At 42.5% G+C, this 18300-nt stretch carries 19 protein-coding genes and 1 tRNA gene; 13 read left to right on the forward strand and 7 right to left on the reverse strand.

Annotation, left to right across the window (positions count from 1 at the left end):
* Nucleotides 1-290: 290 nt before the first annotated feature.
* Genes sufB through SOI83_RS05740 form a run of 4 tightly spaced genes read left to right on the forward strand, consistent with a single transcriptional unit; the run spans nt 291 to nt 5069 of the window.
* A complete protein-coding gene (gene sufB / locus SOI83_RS05725; protein WP_320675672.1) occupies nt 291-1733 on the forward strand; it encodes a Fe-S cluster assembly protein SufB in 1443 nt (480 codons plus the stop codon).
* Nucleotides 1734-1786: 53 nt separating this feature from the next.
* Nucleotides 1787-2575: a Fe-S cluster assembly ATPase SufC gene (sufC, locus tag SOI83_RS05730; protein ID WP_320675673.1), complete on the forward strand. Its 789-nt coding sequence runs from the start codon at nt 1787-1789 to the stop codon at nt 2573-2575.
* Between the two features lie 2 nt (nt 2576-2577).
* Nucleotides 2578-3813, forward strand: a complete 1236-nt coding sequence (gene sufD / locus SOI83_RS05735; RefSeq protein ID WP_320675674.1) for a Fe-S cluster assembly protein SufD — start codon at nt 2578-2580, stop codon at nt 3811-3813.
* On the forward strand, nt 3813-5069 hold the full coding sequence (locus SOI83_RS05740) for a SufS family cysteine desulfurase (RefSeq protein ID WP_320675677.1): 1257 nt from the start codon (nt 3813-3815) through the stop codon (nt 5067-5069). The genes sufD and SOI83_RS05740 overlap by 1 nt, the downstream gene beginning before the upstream one ends.
* On the opposite strand, the gene SOI83_RS05745 is transcribed toward SOI83_RS05740, so the two are convergent.
* Nucleotides 5066-7024 (reverse strand): alpha/beta hydrolase family protein, encoded by a 1959-nt coding sequence (locus SOI83_RS05745; RefSeq protein WP_320675681.1) that lies wholly within the window; start codon nt 7022-7024, stop codon nt 5066-5068. The two genes, SOI83_RS05740 and SOI83_RS05745, sit on opposite strands and share 4 nt — an antisense overlap.
* A 77-nt stretch (nt 7025-7101) precedes the next feature.
* On the opposite strand from SOI83_RS05745, the gene def reads away from it, so the two are divergent.
* From def to SOI83_RS05775, 6 genes are all read left to right on the forward strand, one after another.
* Entirely contained in the window at nt 7102-7707 is a 606-nt protein-coding gene (def, locus tag SOI83_RS05750; protein WP_320675686.1) for a peptide deformylase, read from the forward strand.
* 47 nt (nt 7708-7754) lie between these two features.
* On the forward strand, nt 7755-7925 hold the full coding sequence (gene rpsU, locus SOI83_RS05755; RefSeq protein ID WP_006043142.1) for a 30S ribosomal protein S21: 171 nt from the start codon (nt 7755-7757) through the stop codon (nt 7923-7925).
* A 433-nt stretch (nt 7926-8358) separates the two neighbouring features.
* On the forward strand, nt 8359-8700 hold the full coding sequence (locus SOI83_RS05760; protein ID WP_320675692.1) for a histidine triad nucleotide-binding protein: 342 nt from the start codon (nt 8359-8361) through the stop codon (nt 8698-8700).
* A gap of 209 nt (nt 8701-8909) precedes the next feature.
* Complete coding sequence (locus SOI83_RS05765) at nt 8910-9212, forward strand: hypothetical protein (protein WP_320675694.1); 303 nt, start codon at nt 8910-8912, stop codon at nt 9210-9212.
* Nucleotides 9213-9328: 116 nt separating this feature from the next.
* Nucleotides 9329-11317, forward strand: coding sequence for an ABC transporter ATP-binding protein/permease (locus tag SOI83_RS05770; protein ID WP_320675699.1), 1989 nt, complete (start codon nt 9329-9331; stop codon nt 11315-11317).
* A 10-nt stretch (nt 11318-11327) separates the two neighbouring features.
* Complete coding sequence (locus SOI83_RS05775; RefSeq protein WP_320677676.1) at nt 11328-11579, forward strand: chlorophyll a/b-binding protein; 252 nt, start codon at nt 11328-11330, stop codon at nt 11577-11579.
* Between the two features lie 13 nt (nt 11580-11592).
* Here SOI83_RS05775 and SOI83_RS05780 read toward each other — a convergent pair whose 3' ends face one another.
* The 4 genes from SOI83_RS05780 to psbX all read right to left on the reverse strand — a co-directional run bounded on the left by SOI83_RS05780 (nt 11593) and on the right by psbX (nt 13864).
* Nucleotides 11593-11997 (reverse strand): hypothetical protein, encoded by a 405-nt coding sequence (locus tag SOI83_RS05780; RefSeq protein ID WP_320675703.1) that lies wholly within the window; start codon nt 11995-11997, stop codon nt 11593-11595.
* Nucleotides 11998-12089: 92 nt separating this feature from the next.
* On the reverse strand, nt 12090-12632 hold the full coding sequence (locus SOI83_RS05785; protein ID WP_414153395.1) for a TolB family protein: 543 nt from the start codon (nt 12630-12632) through the stop codon (nt 12090-12092).
* Between the two features lie 2 nt (nt 12633-12634).
* Nucleotides 12635-13606 (reverse strand): Ycf66 family protein, encoded by a 972-nt coding sequence (locus tag SOI83_RS05790; RefSeq protein WP_320675704.1) that lies wholly within the window; start codon nt 13604-13606, stop codon nt 12635-12637.
* An 81-nt stretch (nt 13607-13687) separates the two neighbouring features.
* Nucleotides 13688-13864, reverse strand: coding sequence for a photosystem II reaction center protein PsbX (gene psbX / locus SOI83_RS05795; RefSeq protein WP_320675705.1), 177 nt, complete (start codon nt 13862-13864; stop codon nt 13688-13690).
* A 96-nt stretch (nt 13865-13960) separates the two neighbouring features.
* On the opposite strand from psbX, the gene SOI83_RS05800 reads away from it, so the two are divergent.
* Entirely contained in the window at nt 13961-14272 is a 312-nt protein-coding gene (locus tag SOI83_RS05800) for a YggT family protein (RefSeq protein WP_320675706.1), read from the forward strand.
* A 26-nt stretch (nt 14273-14298) separates the two neighbouring features.
* Here SOI83_RS05800 and accC read toward each other — a convergent pair whose 3' ends face one another.
* Complete coding sequence (gene accC, locus SOI83_RS05805) at nt 14299-15645, reverse strand: acetyl-CoA carboxylase biotin carboxylase subunit (protein ID WP_320675707.1); 1347 nt, start codon at nt 15643-15645, stop codon at nt 14299-14301.
* A gap of 124 nt (nt 15646-15769) precedes the next feature.
* Between accC and SOI83_RS05810 the strand changes: the two genes are divergently transcribed.
* Nucleotides 15770-15851, forward strand: a tRNA-Leu gene (locus tag SOI83_RS05810).
* A gap of 15 nt (nt 15852-15866) precedes the next feature.
* Complete coding sequence (locus tag SOI83_RS05815) at nt 15867-17156, forward strand: glycosyl transferase (RefSeq protein ID WP_320675709.1); 1290 nt, start codon at nt 15867-15869, stop codon at nt 17154-17156.
* A gap of 35 nt (nt 17157-17191) precedes the next feature.
* Here SOI83_RS05815 and SOI83_RS05820 read toward each other — a convergent pair whose 3' ends face one another.
* Nucleotides 17192-18244: a PRC-barrel domain-containing protein gene (locus tag SOI83_RS05820; protein ID WP_414153396.1), complete on the reverse strand. Its 1053-nt coding sequence runs from the start codon at nt 18242-18244 to the stop codon at nt 17192-17194.
* Nucleotides 18245-18300: the final 56 nt, after the last annotated feature.

Below are 18300 nucleotides of genomic sequence, written 5' to 3' on the forward strand. Positions count from 1 at the left end.
TTGCCCTAGGCTCATACTACGAAACAACTTTGTTTCGTAATTTCTCGTGATTTAGCAACCTGGCTCCCAAACCATGCACGGAACACTGTTCACAAGTCATTCATTGAGACAGCTCCTTGCCACAAACGGTTCTATTAGGGTGACCAAAAAGCATTAATAAGCTGATTCCACTTAAATCCAGAGCCACTTTGCCTAAGTCACCGTGACAAACAAACACCTCAAACAAGTTATGACGAACTGGCATCTACACCTTTTTGACCAAAACGCTTGAAATTCCCAAGATTGAAATCATGACAAGCCAAAACACATTTAATGAACTCGTATCGCAGCCTTATAAATATGGCTTTGTAACTGATATAGAGACTGAGAAAATATCGAAAGGACTTAGCGAAGAAGTCATTAGGTTGATATCCGAGAAGAAACAAGAACCTAGCTTTTTACTCGAATTTCGCTTAAAGGCCTATCGTAAATGGCTCACAATGGAAGAGCCAAATTGGGCTGATCTAGGGTACAAGAAAGTAGATTACCAAGACATAATTTACTACGCTGCTCCAAAACAAACTCAAAAAAAAGCGAGCCTAGAAGAAGTTGACCCTAAACTACTCGAAACATTTGAGAAGCTAGGAATTCCATTAAGTGAGCAAAAAAGACTCAGCAATGTTGCCGTAGATGCTGTCTTTGATAGTGTTTCAATTGCAACAACATATAAGGAGAAACTGGCAGAAGATGGTGTTGTTTTCTGTTCAATAAGTGAAGCTGTAAACAACTATCCTGAACTTATCGAAAAATATTTAGGAAGTGTAGTTCCAATTAATGATAATTTTTTTGCAGCTCTAAATTCTGCAGTTTTCAGTGATGGATCTTTTGTATATATACCTAAAGGAGTTGAGTGTCCAATGGAATTATCCTCGTATTTCAGAATTAATTCAGGGGATACCGGTCAATTTGAAAGAACATTAATAATTGCAGAGGAAGCTTCATCAGTTAGCTACCTAGAGGGCTGCACTGCGCCAATGTTTGACACAAATACATTGCATGCAGCCGTGGTGGAACTCATAGCCCTAGATGATGCTTCCATCAAATACTCAACAGTTCAAAACTGGTATTCAGGAGATGAAAAAGGGATAGGAGGTATCTACAACTTTGTAACTAAGCGTGGACACTGTCGGGGCGACAGAAGCAAAATTAGCTGGTCACAAGTCGAAACTGGTTCGGCAATAACCTGGAAATATCCAAGTTGTGTACTCCAAGGAGAATCATCTATAGGAGAGTTTTATTCAGTAGCTTTAACAAACAACCTACAAAAAGCAGATACAGGAACAAAAATGATCCATGTTGGACCAAAAACACGTTCGACCATTGTCAGCAAAGGAATTAGTGCTGGGAAATCTAGTAATAGTTATAGAGGCCTAGTCCAGGTAGGCCCCAAAGCAAAGGACGCTCGTAATTACAGCCAATGTGATTCAATGTTGATTGGTGATCAAGCTGCTGCCAATACCTTTCCATATATTCGTTCTCAACAACCACAAGCCAATATTGAACACGAAGCAAGTACATGCCGAATTTCAGAAGAACAATTGTTCTACCTGCAAAGTAGAGGTATTGGTTTTGAAGAAGCAATTTCAATGATGGTAAGTGGCTTTTGCAGAGATGTCTTTAATCAATTGCCGATGGAATTTGCAGCTGAAGCAGACAAGCTTCTCGCAATAAAATTGGAGGGTTCAGTAGGTTAAAACCGACATTTACAAACCCTTCATTCTTGTTTCCAACATTTTTCTACTTTTAAGTGATAAGAGCAGACTCCAAAATCATTCTCGACATTTCTGACCTCCACGCCAAAGTGGAGGATCAACCTATCCTGCAGGGAGTAAATCTCCAAATAAGGTCTGGAGAAATACATGCTGTTATGGGGCGCAATGGAAGCGGTAAAAGCACCCTCTCAAAAGTATTGGCTGGGCACCCTGAATACCTAGTTACTTCAGGGAAAGTTACTTATTTAGGGGAAGACCTCCTGAAATTCGAGCCAGAGGTACGAGCTCGAATGGGTCTGTTCCTAAGTTTTCAATACCCAGTAGAAATACCAGGGGTAAGCAACCTGGAGTTTTTGCGTGTAGCCACCAATTCTCGACGAATGCAACGCGAACTAGAAGAGCTGGATACATTTGAATTTGAAGATCTAGTACGAGAACGACTCGACATAGTTCAAATGGATCCTGCGTTTCTTGATAGGAGCGTAAATGAAGGATTCTCTGGAGGCGAGAAAAAAAGAAATGAGATTCTACAAATGGCACTTCTTGAGCCTGTCATGTCAATCCTAGATGAAACCGATTCCGGACTAGATATAGACGCCTTGAGGATTGTCGCTTCAGGGGTAAATCAAATGTCCCAACCAGATACTGGAATATTAATAATTACTCACTATCAAAGGCTTCTAAATGAGATAACTCCTGACTTTGTTCATGTTATGGGTGCTGGACAAATTCTTAAAACTGGTGGGAAAGAACTTGCTCTTGAATTAGAGGAGTCAGGCTATGAGTGGGTTGATGAAGTTCTGTCTAAAAAGCCAATAAAGTAATCATGAATTCCGAACCAAATTGGATAGAAGCTTTACCTACTGCAAAGGGTTCGCTTCAAAAAATACAAAGACGAGGCAGACAATTGCTTCAAGAGACAGAACTGCCTTCCCCTAATCAAGAAGCTTGGCGCTTAACAGATCTAAGTCAACTCAAGCAACTATTAAGACTTCCAATATACGCAGAACAAAAAAAGAATAAGAACTGGGCATCTGAAATACTACCAGAAGAAGCAACTTGTGGAATTAGAGTCATACTTGATCCTGTCAATTCCCCTATAAATTCAATCAATTGGCCAACAGAAATAACGCCTCTAACGAAAGAAGAACTCGAACAATGTCTTGGAAATACTCTAAATAGATGTTCTTGTGAGTCAGATTGGCCAATCTATCTGAATCATGCCACTACTGAAGAAGTACTTGGATTAAAGATTACAGGTCAACAATTACCTCCTCTAGAGTTAATTATACCAAGTCATGAAAATAGCCTAACGCCATCAAGAATTATACTTTTACTTGAAGAAAATGCTCATTTAGACCTTCTACAAGTAAATCTTGGGTCACATAATTCTGCTCAAAGTCATCTAACGGAAATACATTTAAGCCAAGAATCCAAACTTAACCATGGCCTCCTCGCTATTGGGGGTGGAGCAGCAAGTTTAATTGCAAACCTAGCAGTTACGCAGGATACTCGTAGTCACTACTCATTAACATCAGTGCATCATGGCTGGTCACTGTCTAGATTCGAACCTCGAATCAGTCAATTAGAAGGACAAGCATTTACAACACTGCAAGGGCTTCAGATTTCTCAAAACAATCAACAACTTGCGACCCATTCGAACATAACTTTTAACGGACCATCTGGTCAGCTAGAGCAACTACAAAAATCTTTAGCGACTGGACACTCTCATTCTATTTTCAATGGTGCAATCAATGTTCCCAGAGCTGCACAACAAACTAATGCTTCACAGCTAAGCAAAAATCTGTTGCTTTCCAGTAAAGCAAAAATTGACACGAAACCAGAGCTAGCAATTATTGCTGATGATGTTCGCTGTACCCATGGTGCAACCGTGAGTCAACTACAAGAAGAAGAGCTATTTTATATGCGCAGTAGGGGAATAGAAATCAAACAAGCAACACAACTTCTTTTGCAAGGTTACTGCCAAGAAATCTTACAAAAACTTCCAGCAGAAGCTGAACGTTGGAAGACACTTGAGCATATACTAGGTAATATCTTGTGATGTCAGAAGCCAAACAAAATCCAGCAGAAAAAGCCAGGGAAGATTTTCCACTGTTAACAAGTAATTTTTCAAGTGAGCGTTCACTAATTTATCTTGATCATGCCGCAACTACGCAAAAACCTAAAAGTGTTATTACCGCACTTGAGAATTACTACAAGAATGACAATGCCAATGTTCACCGAGGCGCCCATCAACTAAGCGCAAGAGCCACTGAAGCCTTTGAAGGAGCCAGAGAAATCACCTCCAACTTTATAAAGGCAAAATCTTCTAAGGAAATACTTTTCACTCGCAATGCTACTGAAGCAATCAATTTAGTTGCTCGTTCTTGGGGGGATAATGTTATTAAAGAAGGTGATGAGATCCTGCTCACCTTGATGGAGCATCACAGCAATCTTGTGCCATGGCAACTTCTTTCTAAACGCACAGGATGTATTTTACGCCATGTAGGTATAACCCCCAGTGGGGAGTTAGACATAGCAGATCTAAGTTCAAAACTAAATGAACGCACTCGTCTTGTAAGCTTGGTACATATCAGTAATACTCTTGGTTGCTGCAATCCAATTAGTGAAGTTGCTACTTTAGCTCATAAAGTAGGTGCTCTTGTTTTAGTTGATGCTTGTCAAAGCCTTGCCCATCAAATTATTGATGTAGGCGCTTTAGATATCGACTTCCTAGTTGGATCCTCACACAAACTTTGTGGACCTACTGGCATTGGTTTCCTCTGGGGCCATGAAGAGATCCTTGAGGCAATGCCACCCTTCTTAGGTGGGGGCGAAATGATTCAAGAAGTATTTCTTGATCAAAGCAGTTGGGCAGAACTACCTCACAAATTTGAAGCAGGAACACCAGCTATTGGTGAAGCAATCGGAATGGGAGAAGCACTTTCTTATCTACAGGGTATTGGATTAGATAATATTCATAGTTGGGAAAAAACCCTAACCAATTATCTTTTTAATAGTTTATCAAGTATAGATAACATCAAAATCCTTGGGCCTTCACCCCAACAACAATCAAATCGTGGGGTCCTGGCGACATTTTATGTTCCTGGATTACATTCAAACGATATAGCAACCTTGTTGGATGAAAATGGTATCTGTATTAGAAGTGGGCATCATTGCTGTCAGCCACTTCATCGACACTATGAAGTCACTTCAACGGCAAGAGCTAGCCTTAATTTCACCTCAACTATAGAGGAAATAGATCTCTTCAAAGAAGAGTTAATTGAATCAATTAACTTCCTTAAAGCACATAGTTAAATATCTAGATGAGAATTAAAGAACCGTTCGGTGCACTCCAAAACCTTTACCTGCACATTACTATTTCTAAAACCATGACCTTCTGAGGCATAAGTATGTACCTCCACAGGAATATCGTTTTCAATCAATGCAGATGCCATGTCATCTGTTTGAGTAGGAGGGACTACTTTATCTTCTAAACCTTGAAAAAAGATTACTGGGCATTTTATCCTATGCGCATTAAATAATGGTGACCGGCTTTCGTATAAATTACTTGCTATAGGCCAAGGTCCAACAAGAGATTCTAAATACTTAGCTTCAAATCTATGCGTTGCTTTTGCCATTTCAGTTAAGTCACTTACAGCATAACGGCAAGCACCAACCCTAAACACTTCAGAGAAGCAAAGGCAGCCAAGGGTAGTAAAACCAGCAGCACTTCCACCTTCTATTGCTATACGGTCTGGGTCAACCTTACCTTCTTTAATTAAAGCCTCCGCAGCAGAAGCACAATCAAAAGAATCCACTTCGCCCCAACCCCCAATCAACCTTTCTCGATAACTTCGACCAAATCCAGTAGAGCCACCATAATTAACATCAACAACCCCCCAACCTCTGGAGGTCCAAAACTGAATCCCCAAGCTTATTCCTTTCCTTGCCATGCCAGTTGGGCCACTATGACTTTTAACTAATAAAGGAGGTATTGAGAAAACCTCATTAGAAGGTGGGTAATACCAAGCATGGGTCAACTTGCCGCCAAAACCTTCAAACCAAAATGATTCTGGTAAACTTACTTCTGAAAAGGCAAGAACAGATGGGCTCATAGGACTGTGGTCCCAATTTCCTGTAGTTAAATCAATTTCTAACAATCCACTACCTGTAAAAGAATTACTAGCTATTGCAATTGCGCGTCCAGATGACTGTGCATTGATACCTGATAAATCATCAAAAGGCTGGTCAATCTCATGAATATGTCCATCTTTGGTCAACAGATTTAAATGCCACTGCCCTTCCTTACAGACTGCAGCCACCAACCCCTCCCCAGCTGCTGCAGAGGTTCTCATTCCATATACCCACTGAGGCATTGCAGTCTCTCCCTTCATAGGCCAAGGCTTACTCCACTCAGGTGCCTTATTAGGCTGTATAGCCTCATTTGAAATCATCAAGTTCCACCATCCGGTGCTGTCTTCCGCAACAACTAATTCTCCTTGGGAAGACCAGAAAGGTTGAAACACCGACTGACTAATTATTGGGTTTTGGCCACTACCACTACCTGCCAATAAACGCTTGTTTTGAAGTGCACCCAACTGATCAAATTCCCCCCACCAAAGTTGACTTGCATCCCAAGGCATATGTGGTTGCTGCCATTCAACCCAGGCCAATTGACCTCCATCTGGGCTTAAAGCCGCATAACCTAAAAAATCTCTTGGAAAATGCAAAGCATTTGGTGTTTGGTCTCTAGCTGAAAGTGACAAAGTGACCAAAAAATCTTTATCTTCATACTCCATCACTCCAATCCAACGATTACGAGAAATATCAATAAGACCATCAGCAAATAATCCCTTTCCAGGTGAAGAAAGGCGTAAAGAAGGTTCGCAAGGACTGAGCCAAGGATTCTGCAAATGTGCTGAATCTGTCAAGCCCTCCCAACTCTGAGTCCAAACACATCCATCTTCATTATTAATCCAAACAAGAAGCAAAGTATTTTCAAAACTTTCCGCAGCAAAAACGCCTCCTCCATAACCATGTACCCGAGTCCGCAAATTCATAGGTGCAGGGGTCAACTCCTGACCTGCGGAAGCAGTAAGACCCCAAGGTCTAATTAGCGCAGTAGTCCTTCCTCCTTCATTCGGCCTTTGTTCTAACCACAGCACCCAATTACCAATTAACTGAGGTTCCTTAAGAACAACTGTCCGGCTCAGAGCAACTGCAGCTGAAAGGGGCTGGGCAAATGGTTTGGAATAAGACAAGTCAGACATTTTGCGATTCATTCACTTCACGAAAAAAGGATGCTCTCAACTGATTAAGATCATTAAAACTAGTTCCGAGACGTTCCTTGGCTAAAAGCTTTGCTCAGCTTGCAAGAAATGCCGAAAAGGCCAAGGCATCGATTCTTGTTTCCAAAGAACCTCTGGAGACATCTCCTCTAGCAATCCATACCCTTGGGAACAAGGTATTACGCCAATCAGCAAAACGAATCAGTAAGGTGGATGATCAAATTAGAGACTTAGCACGTGACATGCTTAGAAGCATGTATACGGCCAAAGGTATTGGACTTGCAGCTCCCCAAGTTGGAATTCATAAACAGCTATTAGTTATTGATCTAGATCTAGAAAACCCGACTACACCCCCACTCGTACTTATCAATCCTGAGATAATCGGATATAGCGGAGCTATAGAAACTTACGAAGAAGGCTGCTTGAGTATCCCAGGGGTATACCTCAATGTTGTTAGGCCTTCGGAGATCAAGCTTAGTTTTCGCGACGAGATGGGAAGACCTAGAAAAATGAATGCCGATGGACTAGTCGCAAGATGCATTCAACACGAGATGGACCACCTGAATGGGGTTCTTTTTGTTGACCGTGTCACTGACCAGGAAAACCTAAACCAAGAGTTGAAAGAACACGGTTTCAATCAAAAAGATGTCCGCACTATCCAATAAATCAGTCGAATTGCTAAATTTGTCCACTAAAGAAATTTAACTACTGCATGACTCAGGTCACGGTTGGCGAAAATGAAGGTATTGAATCGGCCCTGCGTCGCTTCAAACGCCAAGTCTCAAAGGCTGGGATATTTGCGGATCTAAAGCGGCTCCGCCACCACGAAACGCCTATTGAGAAGTACAAGCGTAAAGCCCAGCAGCGTCGTAGAAGACGTTGAAGAAGACAAACAGCCTAAAAAATCTAAGTTCTTAACGCCTCCCTTGTTCTGAGTACATCCAATAAGATCGGTGTAATTACTCGTTGCCTCCATCACTCAAGAGGAAACACAATGTAGATAGTTGCATTGTGATCAGGTCATGGCAAACAACCTTAAGAATCTTCGCCACTGGCTATCAGAGGCACTTGAATTCACCCTTGGCAATCCAAGTGGAGAAAGACACTTGCCACCACCAATAGGACCTCAGCCATATACAGAAAAGTCCACAAAATCTTATTTTTAGGCTAGGCCCTAGCAACCAAACAAAAAAGATATGCTATCAATAGTAAATTTTTTGCTCGCATATTAAAGTGAATACCCTAATTAAATTATTGGGAGGTTATTAAGATTATCTCCCAATAATTTAATGTTCTTTCTTGACTAATTTACACACATGCCTGAAGATACGGTTTTTGATCGAATACTTAGCGGAGAGATTCCTTGTGATTCAGTTTTTAGTGACGAGCTATGCCTTGCCTTTCGTGACATTCAACCCGTCGCGCCAGTGCACATATTAATTATACCAAGGAAAAGACTGGAAAGCCTTAATAGCTCAACAGAAGCAGACGAGTCACTACTAGGTCATTTACTAATAACAGCAACCAAAATTGCCAAGCAAGAAGGTTTAAAAGATTGGCGAGCTGTAATCAACACTGGGTCTGAGGCTGGACAAACCGTTTTCCATCTCCATGTACATTTAATCGGGGGAAGAGCACTTAAATGGCCACCAGGATAAATCCTGAAAGTTAATTAATTCACAAACCAGAGGTGAAAAGCCATTATTCAAATTCGATGCATGGCTTTTTCGGTATCACAATTAGCAAAATAGAATGCCAAACTGGACTTCTCAGAATTTTTCTTATTGCAAGTCCATTGTTAGAAACACGAAAGACTTGCAATAAGAAGAACCAGAGCGATGCTTGGTATCAATAACAAAAAGAAAGAATGAAAAAAACCAAAACGCCTCATGACCCAAAGCGCGATAATGCACAATACATGGAGCAAGAACTATGGTTCTCTACAAACGAGCTGCTGGAATATTTAGGCATTTCTCATGAAGAACTCGACCAACAAAAAGACCTTTTCCAAAAGGGAATTCACTTCAAACACGCACGTCCTAAGGACACAAACAGTCAGCTGCTCTGGAGAATTGACTTAATCGACGAATTACTTTCCCTGCCAGTACCCCCACTAGAAAGAGAAGCCATGTTGAATGCCGTGAACAATCGCATTACTTGTCTCAAGTAAAAATACAAAAGGTTCAATGCTCAATTTTGATCCTCTACAAAAAGTGATCTACTAACGTAGAAGCCTTTAAAAGGCTCACAAAAACAGCACTATGAATAATTGTTGGTGATATTCCCATGACAACACCAGTTACCAGTCGGCCTAATGGCCTGGGGGATCAGCTAGGCAAGCTAAGACGCTTAGCTCAACCATTCTTTCTACCTCTTGACCAAGCCAATGGTTGGCAATTTTGTTGGTTACTGATTTCCCTCCTTTTCTGTGTAGGGGGCTTGGTACTCGTATCTCTAACAGGATTGATTGAAATTCTGGCGAAATTCCGACCAGAACTTACTGATAATTACCTAACGGGGGTTAGCAACACAATTAAAACAATTTGGAGTACCTGGTGGGGTGGAGCTTTCTCCGGTTTATTCATCATCGGGTCAGCAAGTTTCTTTGGAATGCGCCAGCAGCTAAGAAATAGACGTTGGCTGCATTGGTTCCTATTAGGAGTAATAGTCCTAATGCTTTTAGCAGTAAATGGAATAAATGCAGGCATTGGATTTATCGCAAGAGATCTAACCAATTCCCTTGTTGCTATGCAAGAAGAGAATTTCTATAAAATTCTAGGGATATACGCATGTTGCTTTGTAGCTGCATTGCCCATACGTGTTTCTCAAATATTTTTCACCCTCAAACTTGGAATAATTTGGCGCGAATGGCTTTCACGCAGCCTAATTGGAGATTACATGAATAATAAAGCATATTATGTACTCAATCCAAATGATGAACAAGCCACAGATGTAGATAATCCCGATCAGCGGATTACTGACGACACTAGAGCCTTTACTGGCCAAAGTCTCCAATTTACTCTTGGCATATTTGACGCATTGCTAACCTTTTCACTAAACATACTTATCCTCTGGAGTATTAGCACAAGACTAACTCTTTCACTCTTCGGTTATGCCATATTTGCCACTTCTGTATTAATTATAGCAGGAAGAAATCTTGTAAGAATTGACTATGATCAATTGCGGTATGAAGCCGATTTTCGATATGGCTTGGTCCATGTAAGAGATAATGCCGAGTCAATAGCTTTTTATTCTGGAGAAAGGCCGGAAAAAGCAGAAACAGTAAGAAGGCTTACTGAGGTAATTCGTAATTTCAACCTTTTAATAATATGGCGAGTAATTATAGATGTCATGAGAAGATCAATAGGTTATGCAGGAAACTTCTTTCCTTATTTAGTAATGGCAGTGCCATACTTTGCTGGGGAGATTGATTATGGTGGATTTATTCAAGCAAATTTTGCATTTGGGATGGTAGAAGGTTCATTATTTTTTGTCGTCAACCAAATAGAAGAACTTGCAAAATTCACAGCTGGAATTAGTAGGCTAGAAGGTTTCCAGTCCAAAATCGAGCAAGTTAGTCATAAAGCAATACAAGAAGGTATTCCCAAAGCAACTAATAGCAAAGCCATATTAATTAACAACGCGGATCTATATGCACCAGGTGGAGAAGAACCAATAATACGTGATCTAAGTATTAGTGTTGGTCAAGCAGATAGAGTTCTTGTAGTTGGACCATCTGGCTGTGGTAAAACATCATTATTACGCATGATTAGCGGCTTATGGCAACCACTAAAAGGCAATGTAGAAAGGCCGAAAACTGGAGATTTGTTATTCATTCCACAAAAACCTTACATGTTGCTTGGTTCTTTGAGAGAGCAACTTTGCTATCCAACAGAAGAAAGTCGATTTAGCAATGATCAACTTAGAGCTGTACTAGATGAGGTTAACCTTCACAAACTAGTAGAAAGATATCCTGATCTTGACGTCAAACAAGACTGGCCCAGGATTCTTTCACTAGGTGAGCAACAACGATTGGCATTCGGGCGACTACTCCTCAACGCACCTAGATTTGCAGTGCTAGATGAAGCGACTAGTGCATTAGATGTTAAAACGGAGGAACATCTTTACAAGCTTTTAAAAGCGAGGGATCTAGCAGTAGTAAGTGTTGGGCATAGACCAACCCTTATAGACTTTCATCAAAGTGTGCTCGAGCTGGTAGGAGACGGCAGCTGGCGTCTAATACCGGCAAAAAGCTATGAAATTGGCCACTCTTAACACTGGTTCAATGCCTACATCAACCAATCAAGACCTTAATGACAATTCTGAACTTCTCCCTGAGGAAAAACAATCAATAGAGGATCGAGCACCTCAACCGCCCTCAACAAGTGCTACCACTAAAGACATTCCTGTCTTTGGCTGGAGTGGTTATGCCGAAAGAATTAACGGGCGATTTGCCATGGTTGGATTTATAGCACTTCTCTTAGTAGAGCTATTCAGTCAAGATACGTTCTTGCACTGGGCAGGTCTGATCCCTTAAAACACATAACGCATCAAAAACGTATCAAATCCACATCCCATCGTCCTTCTCTACTGACTTGGACTGCCAAACGTTTCCCATTAGCACTCAAGCTAACTAAACGTGGAATACCTTTAGGTGAAATTTGTAATCTCTCCAGCGAACCTACCGTTCGACGGTAAACCAACAATTCAGTCTGGTCATCACGCTGTCGAACCAATGCAAGACGGTCTCCATTAGCACTTACACTAACGCTAATGGGTTGTGAGTCAGGGCGATTCAACCCTGGAAGAGGAACAATTCTTTGAGTGCGTAAATCTACTAAAAAGATTCTGTCCTTTCCCTGTTGGTTGACCAACATGGCTAGCCAACGAACCCCTAACGATGGCTCCCTCTGACTATAAGAAGAACGCAAAAGAACCCTATTCAAGTTATTCACTGGCTTAATACTGGTTCCTAAGCATCCACTCAAAAGAGAATTGAAAAGTAGAAAATAGAAAGCAATGTTAAGAGGCGAATTAGCTGCAAATTTCATTGCGTCCTCTCAATTTGCGGAGTGAGAAGACGAAGTCCAGCAGCCTCATCAGGCTCGAGAGTCTTAGTCAAATCAAAAAGCTCAATCCGCCACTTTCCCTGAACAGCTACTTGTAAAGCGATCTGACGAGCATCAGGAGCCAAGCTCACTCGAATTGGATAACGTTGACCTATCAATGGGAGTGGATGGAGACGTCCTGTTAATCGATCCTGAATCACCACAACACGTTTGTTACCTCTTTGAGTTATTACAGCCAAATAACGCCCATTCCAACTCAAAGAAGGTGAACTATGCGGTTGATTCCTAGAAAGATTTTTTAGGTCAAGAAGATTCCCATTTCTTAGGTCTCGCAATTGAACCGTAGGCCTGCCAAGCTGATCAACAATTACAGCCATTTTCTGACCATCACCGCTTAAAGCCGGTTCTTGCTCACTTCTATCAAATAGGCCACTAGAAGTACTAATAACTCTATTAGAGCAGCCAGCTAGACCTAGCAGGCAAGCAATAGTTGAAATGCCAACAAAAGCAGCAAAATTCAATTTCAGTCGTCAAAGCGAGAGCTGTTATCCCTGGGTCTTATTTGTCTAGGAGTTGATCGACTTTGAGGCGAATCTGACCTAACGGATGTTGGAGTTTGGCTTGATCTAGATACAGATGAATTTTGATCTTGATTTGTTCTTGAACCCATGGCTCGAGGGTTAGAAGGTGAAAAGGCTGCATCCTCAACAGATCGTCTCATTGAAGCTCCCCTAGGAGATCTAGATGTGCCTGATGATGTCGAAGACAAATCCCTCTGCCTGGGTGATCCTTCTGTGTCAGCTGATGAGCTACGACGAGTCGTTTGTTGATTAGGAGATGGCCTACTCCCACGCCTTTGATCTTGGCGCAGGCTTCTTCTCTCTCCAAAACTTGGACTACTTTCAGATTCATCGTTCTGACGGCCAAATCTAGCCATCCGCCTTGATCTTTCTGACTGTTCTCGCCAAGGTTCAGCTTCGGATCTAGAAGGTCTCCTCCTGCTAGCTGCCTCCTCAGGAATAGCTGCTCTTGATGTTCTGCGAGGCCTATAAAAATCCTCCTCTGATGAATCAGAGGTGTCATTCATCTGCCCAGTGAATCTTCTCCGGAATTGCTGAGGTTCTTCAAGTTGATCGTAAGAGTCCTCCCAACGATCATTAAAGCCACCTCCGCCCATAGAAGGGGGAGGTTGATCTTCGTCAAAGTAAGAAGAGCGTCGCGCCTGATCAGTAGCGACACCTCTTAAACGAACGCTTTCATATCCAAAGAAAATTACAGTTCCAGTAAGAAGAAAATTCCCGAACTGCAATATTGGATCCAGCCTCCATCCCTGAACTAAAAGGATGCCTCCACAAAGAAGACCTATAGCGGAAAAGAAGACATCGTAATCACGCGCCAGAGCAGGCTTGAAAGACCGCATGAAATAAAGGCCCGCCCCACAAACCATGAGAGCGATGCCATAAATACTGGCCCAATTAAGACTGGCATTAATCAAAGTTGCGCCCCCTGAATGGGTCCTGAAATGAGATCGATAAACAACCTCTTAGGGTTCAGTCTAAGGAGTGCGCCAAAAGACTTAGCGAGATCTTGTTAGTTGATCTTTGTTGCTGACCCAAATCAAGAAACTGGCTGCTGGGACAATTATGAGGAGGGCGGCCGCAATAAAGCTTCCAACCATCGACTCAGCGGAGAGTCTTGAAGCCTCCAAAGAAACCCCAGAACCTAGGAGAAGACTTAAAAAAGAAAGTGACATAGCAACTGCTCACTTGAGCAAGAGACAACTGATCTTAATGATCTAAAGCATATTTATACGATAGAGGTCTTGAATGCTTTGAGCTTTGTGACGCCAATGACCCTAGAAGCCCTCAAAATTGGTCATTTCCTAATTGGCTTAGTACTAGCAGCTTGGACCATTGCTTTCCTGCTCAGGATAGTGCTCACCTGGTATCCAGAAGTAAACCTGAAACAAGGAATTTGGATCTTGGCTGTTATTCCAACAGAATCTTTCTTAGCCACAACAAGGAAGTTCATAACCCCAATAGGAGGTGTCGATGTCACTCCTGTCATTTGGGTTGGCTTAGTAAGCCTCGTAAGAGAATTGTTAGTTGGCCAACAAGGCGTCCTTTCTCAAGTGCTATTGAAGCTCCAAGCAGCTGGTTAACAGCTCTTGTAAAGCCTTTAAATCAATCAACCCAGCATCTCTTGCTCAACAAATTTTGTGTGGACATCACCTCGCAAAAACTCATCACGATTTAGAAGATTGAGATGAAAATCAATTGTGGTAGGAATTCCAGTCACTGCGCACTCATTAAGTGCTCGCTTCATTCGTTTAAGGGCTGAATTTCGATCATGTCCCCAAACAATCAATTTTCCTATCAAAGAATCATAAAAAGGTGGGATGTCGTATCCGGTATACACATGACTATCAACTCTTACTCCAGGTCCTCCTGGAGGTAACCAACCTGTTATGCGCCCTGGAGAAGGACGAAAATTATGAGTTGCATCTTCGGCATTAATGCGACATTCAATTGCATGGCCTCTCAACTCAATCTGATCTTGCTGACAGCTAATTGGATCTCCACCAGCAATACGTAATTGCTCTGCAATGAGGTCAATACCTGTGACCATTTCAGTAACTGGATGCTCTACTTGTATTCGAGTATTCATTTCCATGAAATAAAAGTTGCCTTCACGATCAAGTAAAAACTCAACTGTTCCTGCGCCCTCATATGCAATGCTTCTTGCAGCTGATACAGCAGCTTCACCCATTCGAAGCCTCAAAGAGGGATCTAAAGCAGGACTAGGAGATTCTTCAAGCAACTTCTGATGTCGACGCTGAATAGAACAATCCCTCTCACCAAGATGCACAACATTGCCTAAACGATCGGCCAAAATCTGGACCTCAACATGTCTGGGCCTATCTATAAATTTCTCCATATAGAGACCTGCATTACCAAATGCCGCCTCCGCTTCTCCCTGGGCTGCCTTAAAAAGTGTCTCTAATTGATCTGGACTATTAACCAATCGCATACCCCGACCACCCCCACCGGCGGTGGCTTTGATCATCACTGGGTATCCCATTTGATTAGCCAAACGGCTCGCCTCATCAGGGCTTGCCAACAGGCCCTCGCTCCCAGGAACTGTAGGTACCCCCACCCTCTGCATAGTTGCCTTAGCAGTCGATTTGTCACCCATCGACCGAATTGCATCAGGAGATGGGCCCACAAAGGTGATTCCATGATCTCGGCAGATTTCTGCAAAACGATCATTTTCGGCTAAGAATCCGTAGCCAGGATGGATTGCATCCACCCCTCTGGAGGTCGCAGCGGCAAGGATGTTCGGAACGTTTAAATAGCTTTTGTTGCTAGGTGCATCGCCTACACAGACAGCTTCATCAGCCAACTGAACATGTAATGCATTTCGATCGACAGTGCTATAAACAGCGACCGTGGCGATCCCTAATTCTCTGCAGGTGCGGAGAATTCTGAGAGCAATCTCGCCACGATTAGCGATCAGTACTTTGCCGATGGACATCCGGCATTTGTCCAAGTCTTAGGGCGGACTGTATCAGCGCTCCTGTCCATCTTCTGATCAACAAGCAACTCCCTTTAGCCAGTATGATCTGAAAAGACCCAGTCCGAGAGGGTTTGTCAGCGACGCGGATGTGGTGGAATTGGTAGACACGCACGTCTAAGGAGCGTGTGGCTTCGGCCTTGCGAGTTCAAGTCTCGCCATCCGCATACTCTCCTTAAAACTTGACATCCTCAACAACACCACCAAAAAAAGACGCTTCAATAGCGGTGGTTTTTGTATCCAATGGACCAGGGGAATTAGCAACGTGGGTGAAGCCTCTCGCAGAGAGGCTTCATAGCAATATTCTGATGAGACCCCTTGTTCCAAGTTCACCCATCAGCTTGAAATTAGTTTTAGTTCCCTGTCCAAATGCAACTGGAAAAGAAGCAGACGTAGCCAAAAAGTTTGGGTATTTCCAACAAATTACAAAAGCCAAAATCTTTTGGAGGCTGCTCATTCGTCCAGCAAATTATGGAGAATGGCCCAAGCAAGGTTTAGTAGTTTTTCTAGGCGGAGATCAATTCTGGAGCGTTTTGCTCTCTGCAAGGCTTGGCTACAAACACATCACCTATGCAGAATGGCTTGCTCGATGGCCATATTGGAACGACAGTATTGCTGCGATGTCCGAGAAGGTGCGTGAGCGCCTCCCAAAACGCTTCAGAAGCCGCTGCAAGGTGGTCGGCGATCTCATGGCCGATCTGTCCTCGATATCAAAGATCAAAGAGCCTCTCCCCTCTGGAGAATGGATTGCGCTCCTGCCCGGATCTAAAAAATCAAAACTTTGCGTAGGAATTCCTTTTTTTATTTCTGTAGCTGATCAACTGGCAAAATTGAGGCCTCAATGCAAATTTTTACTTCCAGTAGCTTCCACTACAAATGTTGACGAGCTCAAACATTTCAGTAGCTTGAATAATCCAATAGCAAGACTTTATAGTTCATCAATTGTTGAAATTAAACCAAAACAAAATAATCAACTGATGCGCAAATTTATAACAAAAATGGGAACAGAAATCAATCTCTATGAAAACCAACCTGCCCATGCCCAACTAAGCCAATGCAAGCTTGCCTTAACAACTGTAGGAGCAAATACAGCTGAACTAGGAGCCCTTGGTGTCCCGATGATTGTGATAGTTCCTACTCAACACTTAAGTGTAATGCAAGCCTGGGACGGAATTATTGGCATAATAGCAAGAATTCCAGGGCTTAAATGGTGCATAGGCTTTCTCCTAACAGCATGGAGGTTAAGGAATAATGGTTTTTTAGCTTGGCCAAATATTTCTGCAGGTCGAAGGATAGTCCCTGAGAAAGTGGGAAAGATTATGCCACAAGAAATTGCTTTTGAAACATCACAATGGCTTGAATCTCCCAGTCGACTGAAAGGTCAGAAAGAAGATTTGCAGAGTCTGCGGGGAAAACCTGGCGCAGTCAAAGCCCTTGCAAAAGAAATTCAGAACTTAATTTCCACTCTTTAGAAAGATCTAAAAAAGTACTATTTAGTAGAGAAATATCACCAAGGATCTTCGAGCTCATTATTCCCAAAAAATTCCTTAGGCTTATCAGGGCTTTGATCGTTCTGAGGAAGATCAAAAGGTTCCACATCCAGTGGGGCCTGAGCTTTCTGAATTGGTCTCTTAGCCGCTGGCCTAGGTCTAATCGCGGCCTTATCACTATAGGAAGACCTCTCTGAGAATTTAGAATCAATCTCTTGATAGTTCTTATCATCAATTGACTCACGATAATCAGCAGCATTTGACGAAAAATTCTCATCTAAATATCGTCGTCTAGGGGCAACTTCCTGTTGCCTTTGATCAACTTCTACATACTCAAGCTCCTCCTCTAACTGAAAACTACTATCTCGGGCCTCCTCAAGAAGAGGCTGTTCCTGCTCTATCGTTTGTCCTGATATTAATTGGTTTTCTACTGGTACTAGGTTGACTCTATATCGCTCTCTTTCCTGCTCTTCCCAACTACTTCCACCAACCCCAAGTTTTTCTAAAAAACCACTATTTAGTTGCTTAAGTTTTTCCTCAGCACCTTCATAAACAATAATTCGGTCCACACCACTGCTAACAACTTCCTCGACCGGTATCTCCCATGTACTTAACACGCCTTCACCAAGAAGCGGGACTCCAAGTGCACCCATTACCAAGGTTGTAAGTTCACCAGTTTCAATATCAAACGAAAACCCTAAAACTCTGCCTAATTGTTCTCCTGATTCAGTAATGACTTGACAATTAATAACCCTGCTATACCTCTCAGGAGTGAATGCTTCACTGAGAGAATCAGCTGAATCCACAAGAATGACATCACCCACTTGGCGGATACGATCAAGGGGCATCCAACGCGGCAATCCTGGCAAAAAGCGAGTCAAAGGATTGTCTCGTAATCCAAGTGCAACAACTTCTCTGCGATCAATATCTACTACAACTTCTCCTACTACACCCAGTCGGCGACCAGTGTCCCGGGTTATCACCTGAGTCCCCATTAGTTCCGAACGCAACCAAAGCCGGTCACTAGGGACTGTTTCAAGTGAATCTGTTTGAGATTGTTGGATAGTCAAACGCAGGCCCTCACAATTGGGCGAATCGAATCATTGTGGCGCAAAACGATCGGAAG

This window comes from Prochlorococcus sp. MIT 1300, from assembly GCF_034092375.1.
In the GTDB taxonomy this organism is placed as follows: Bacteria; Cyanobacteriota; Cyanobacteriia; order PCC-6307; family Cyanobiaceae; genus MIT-1300.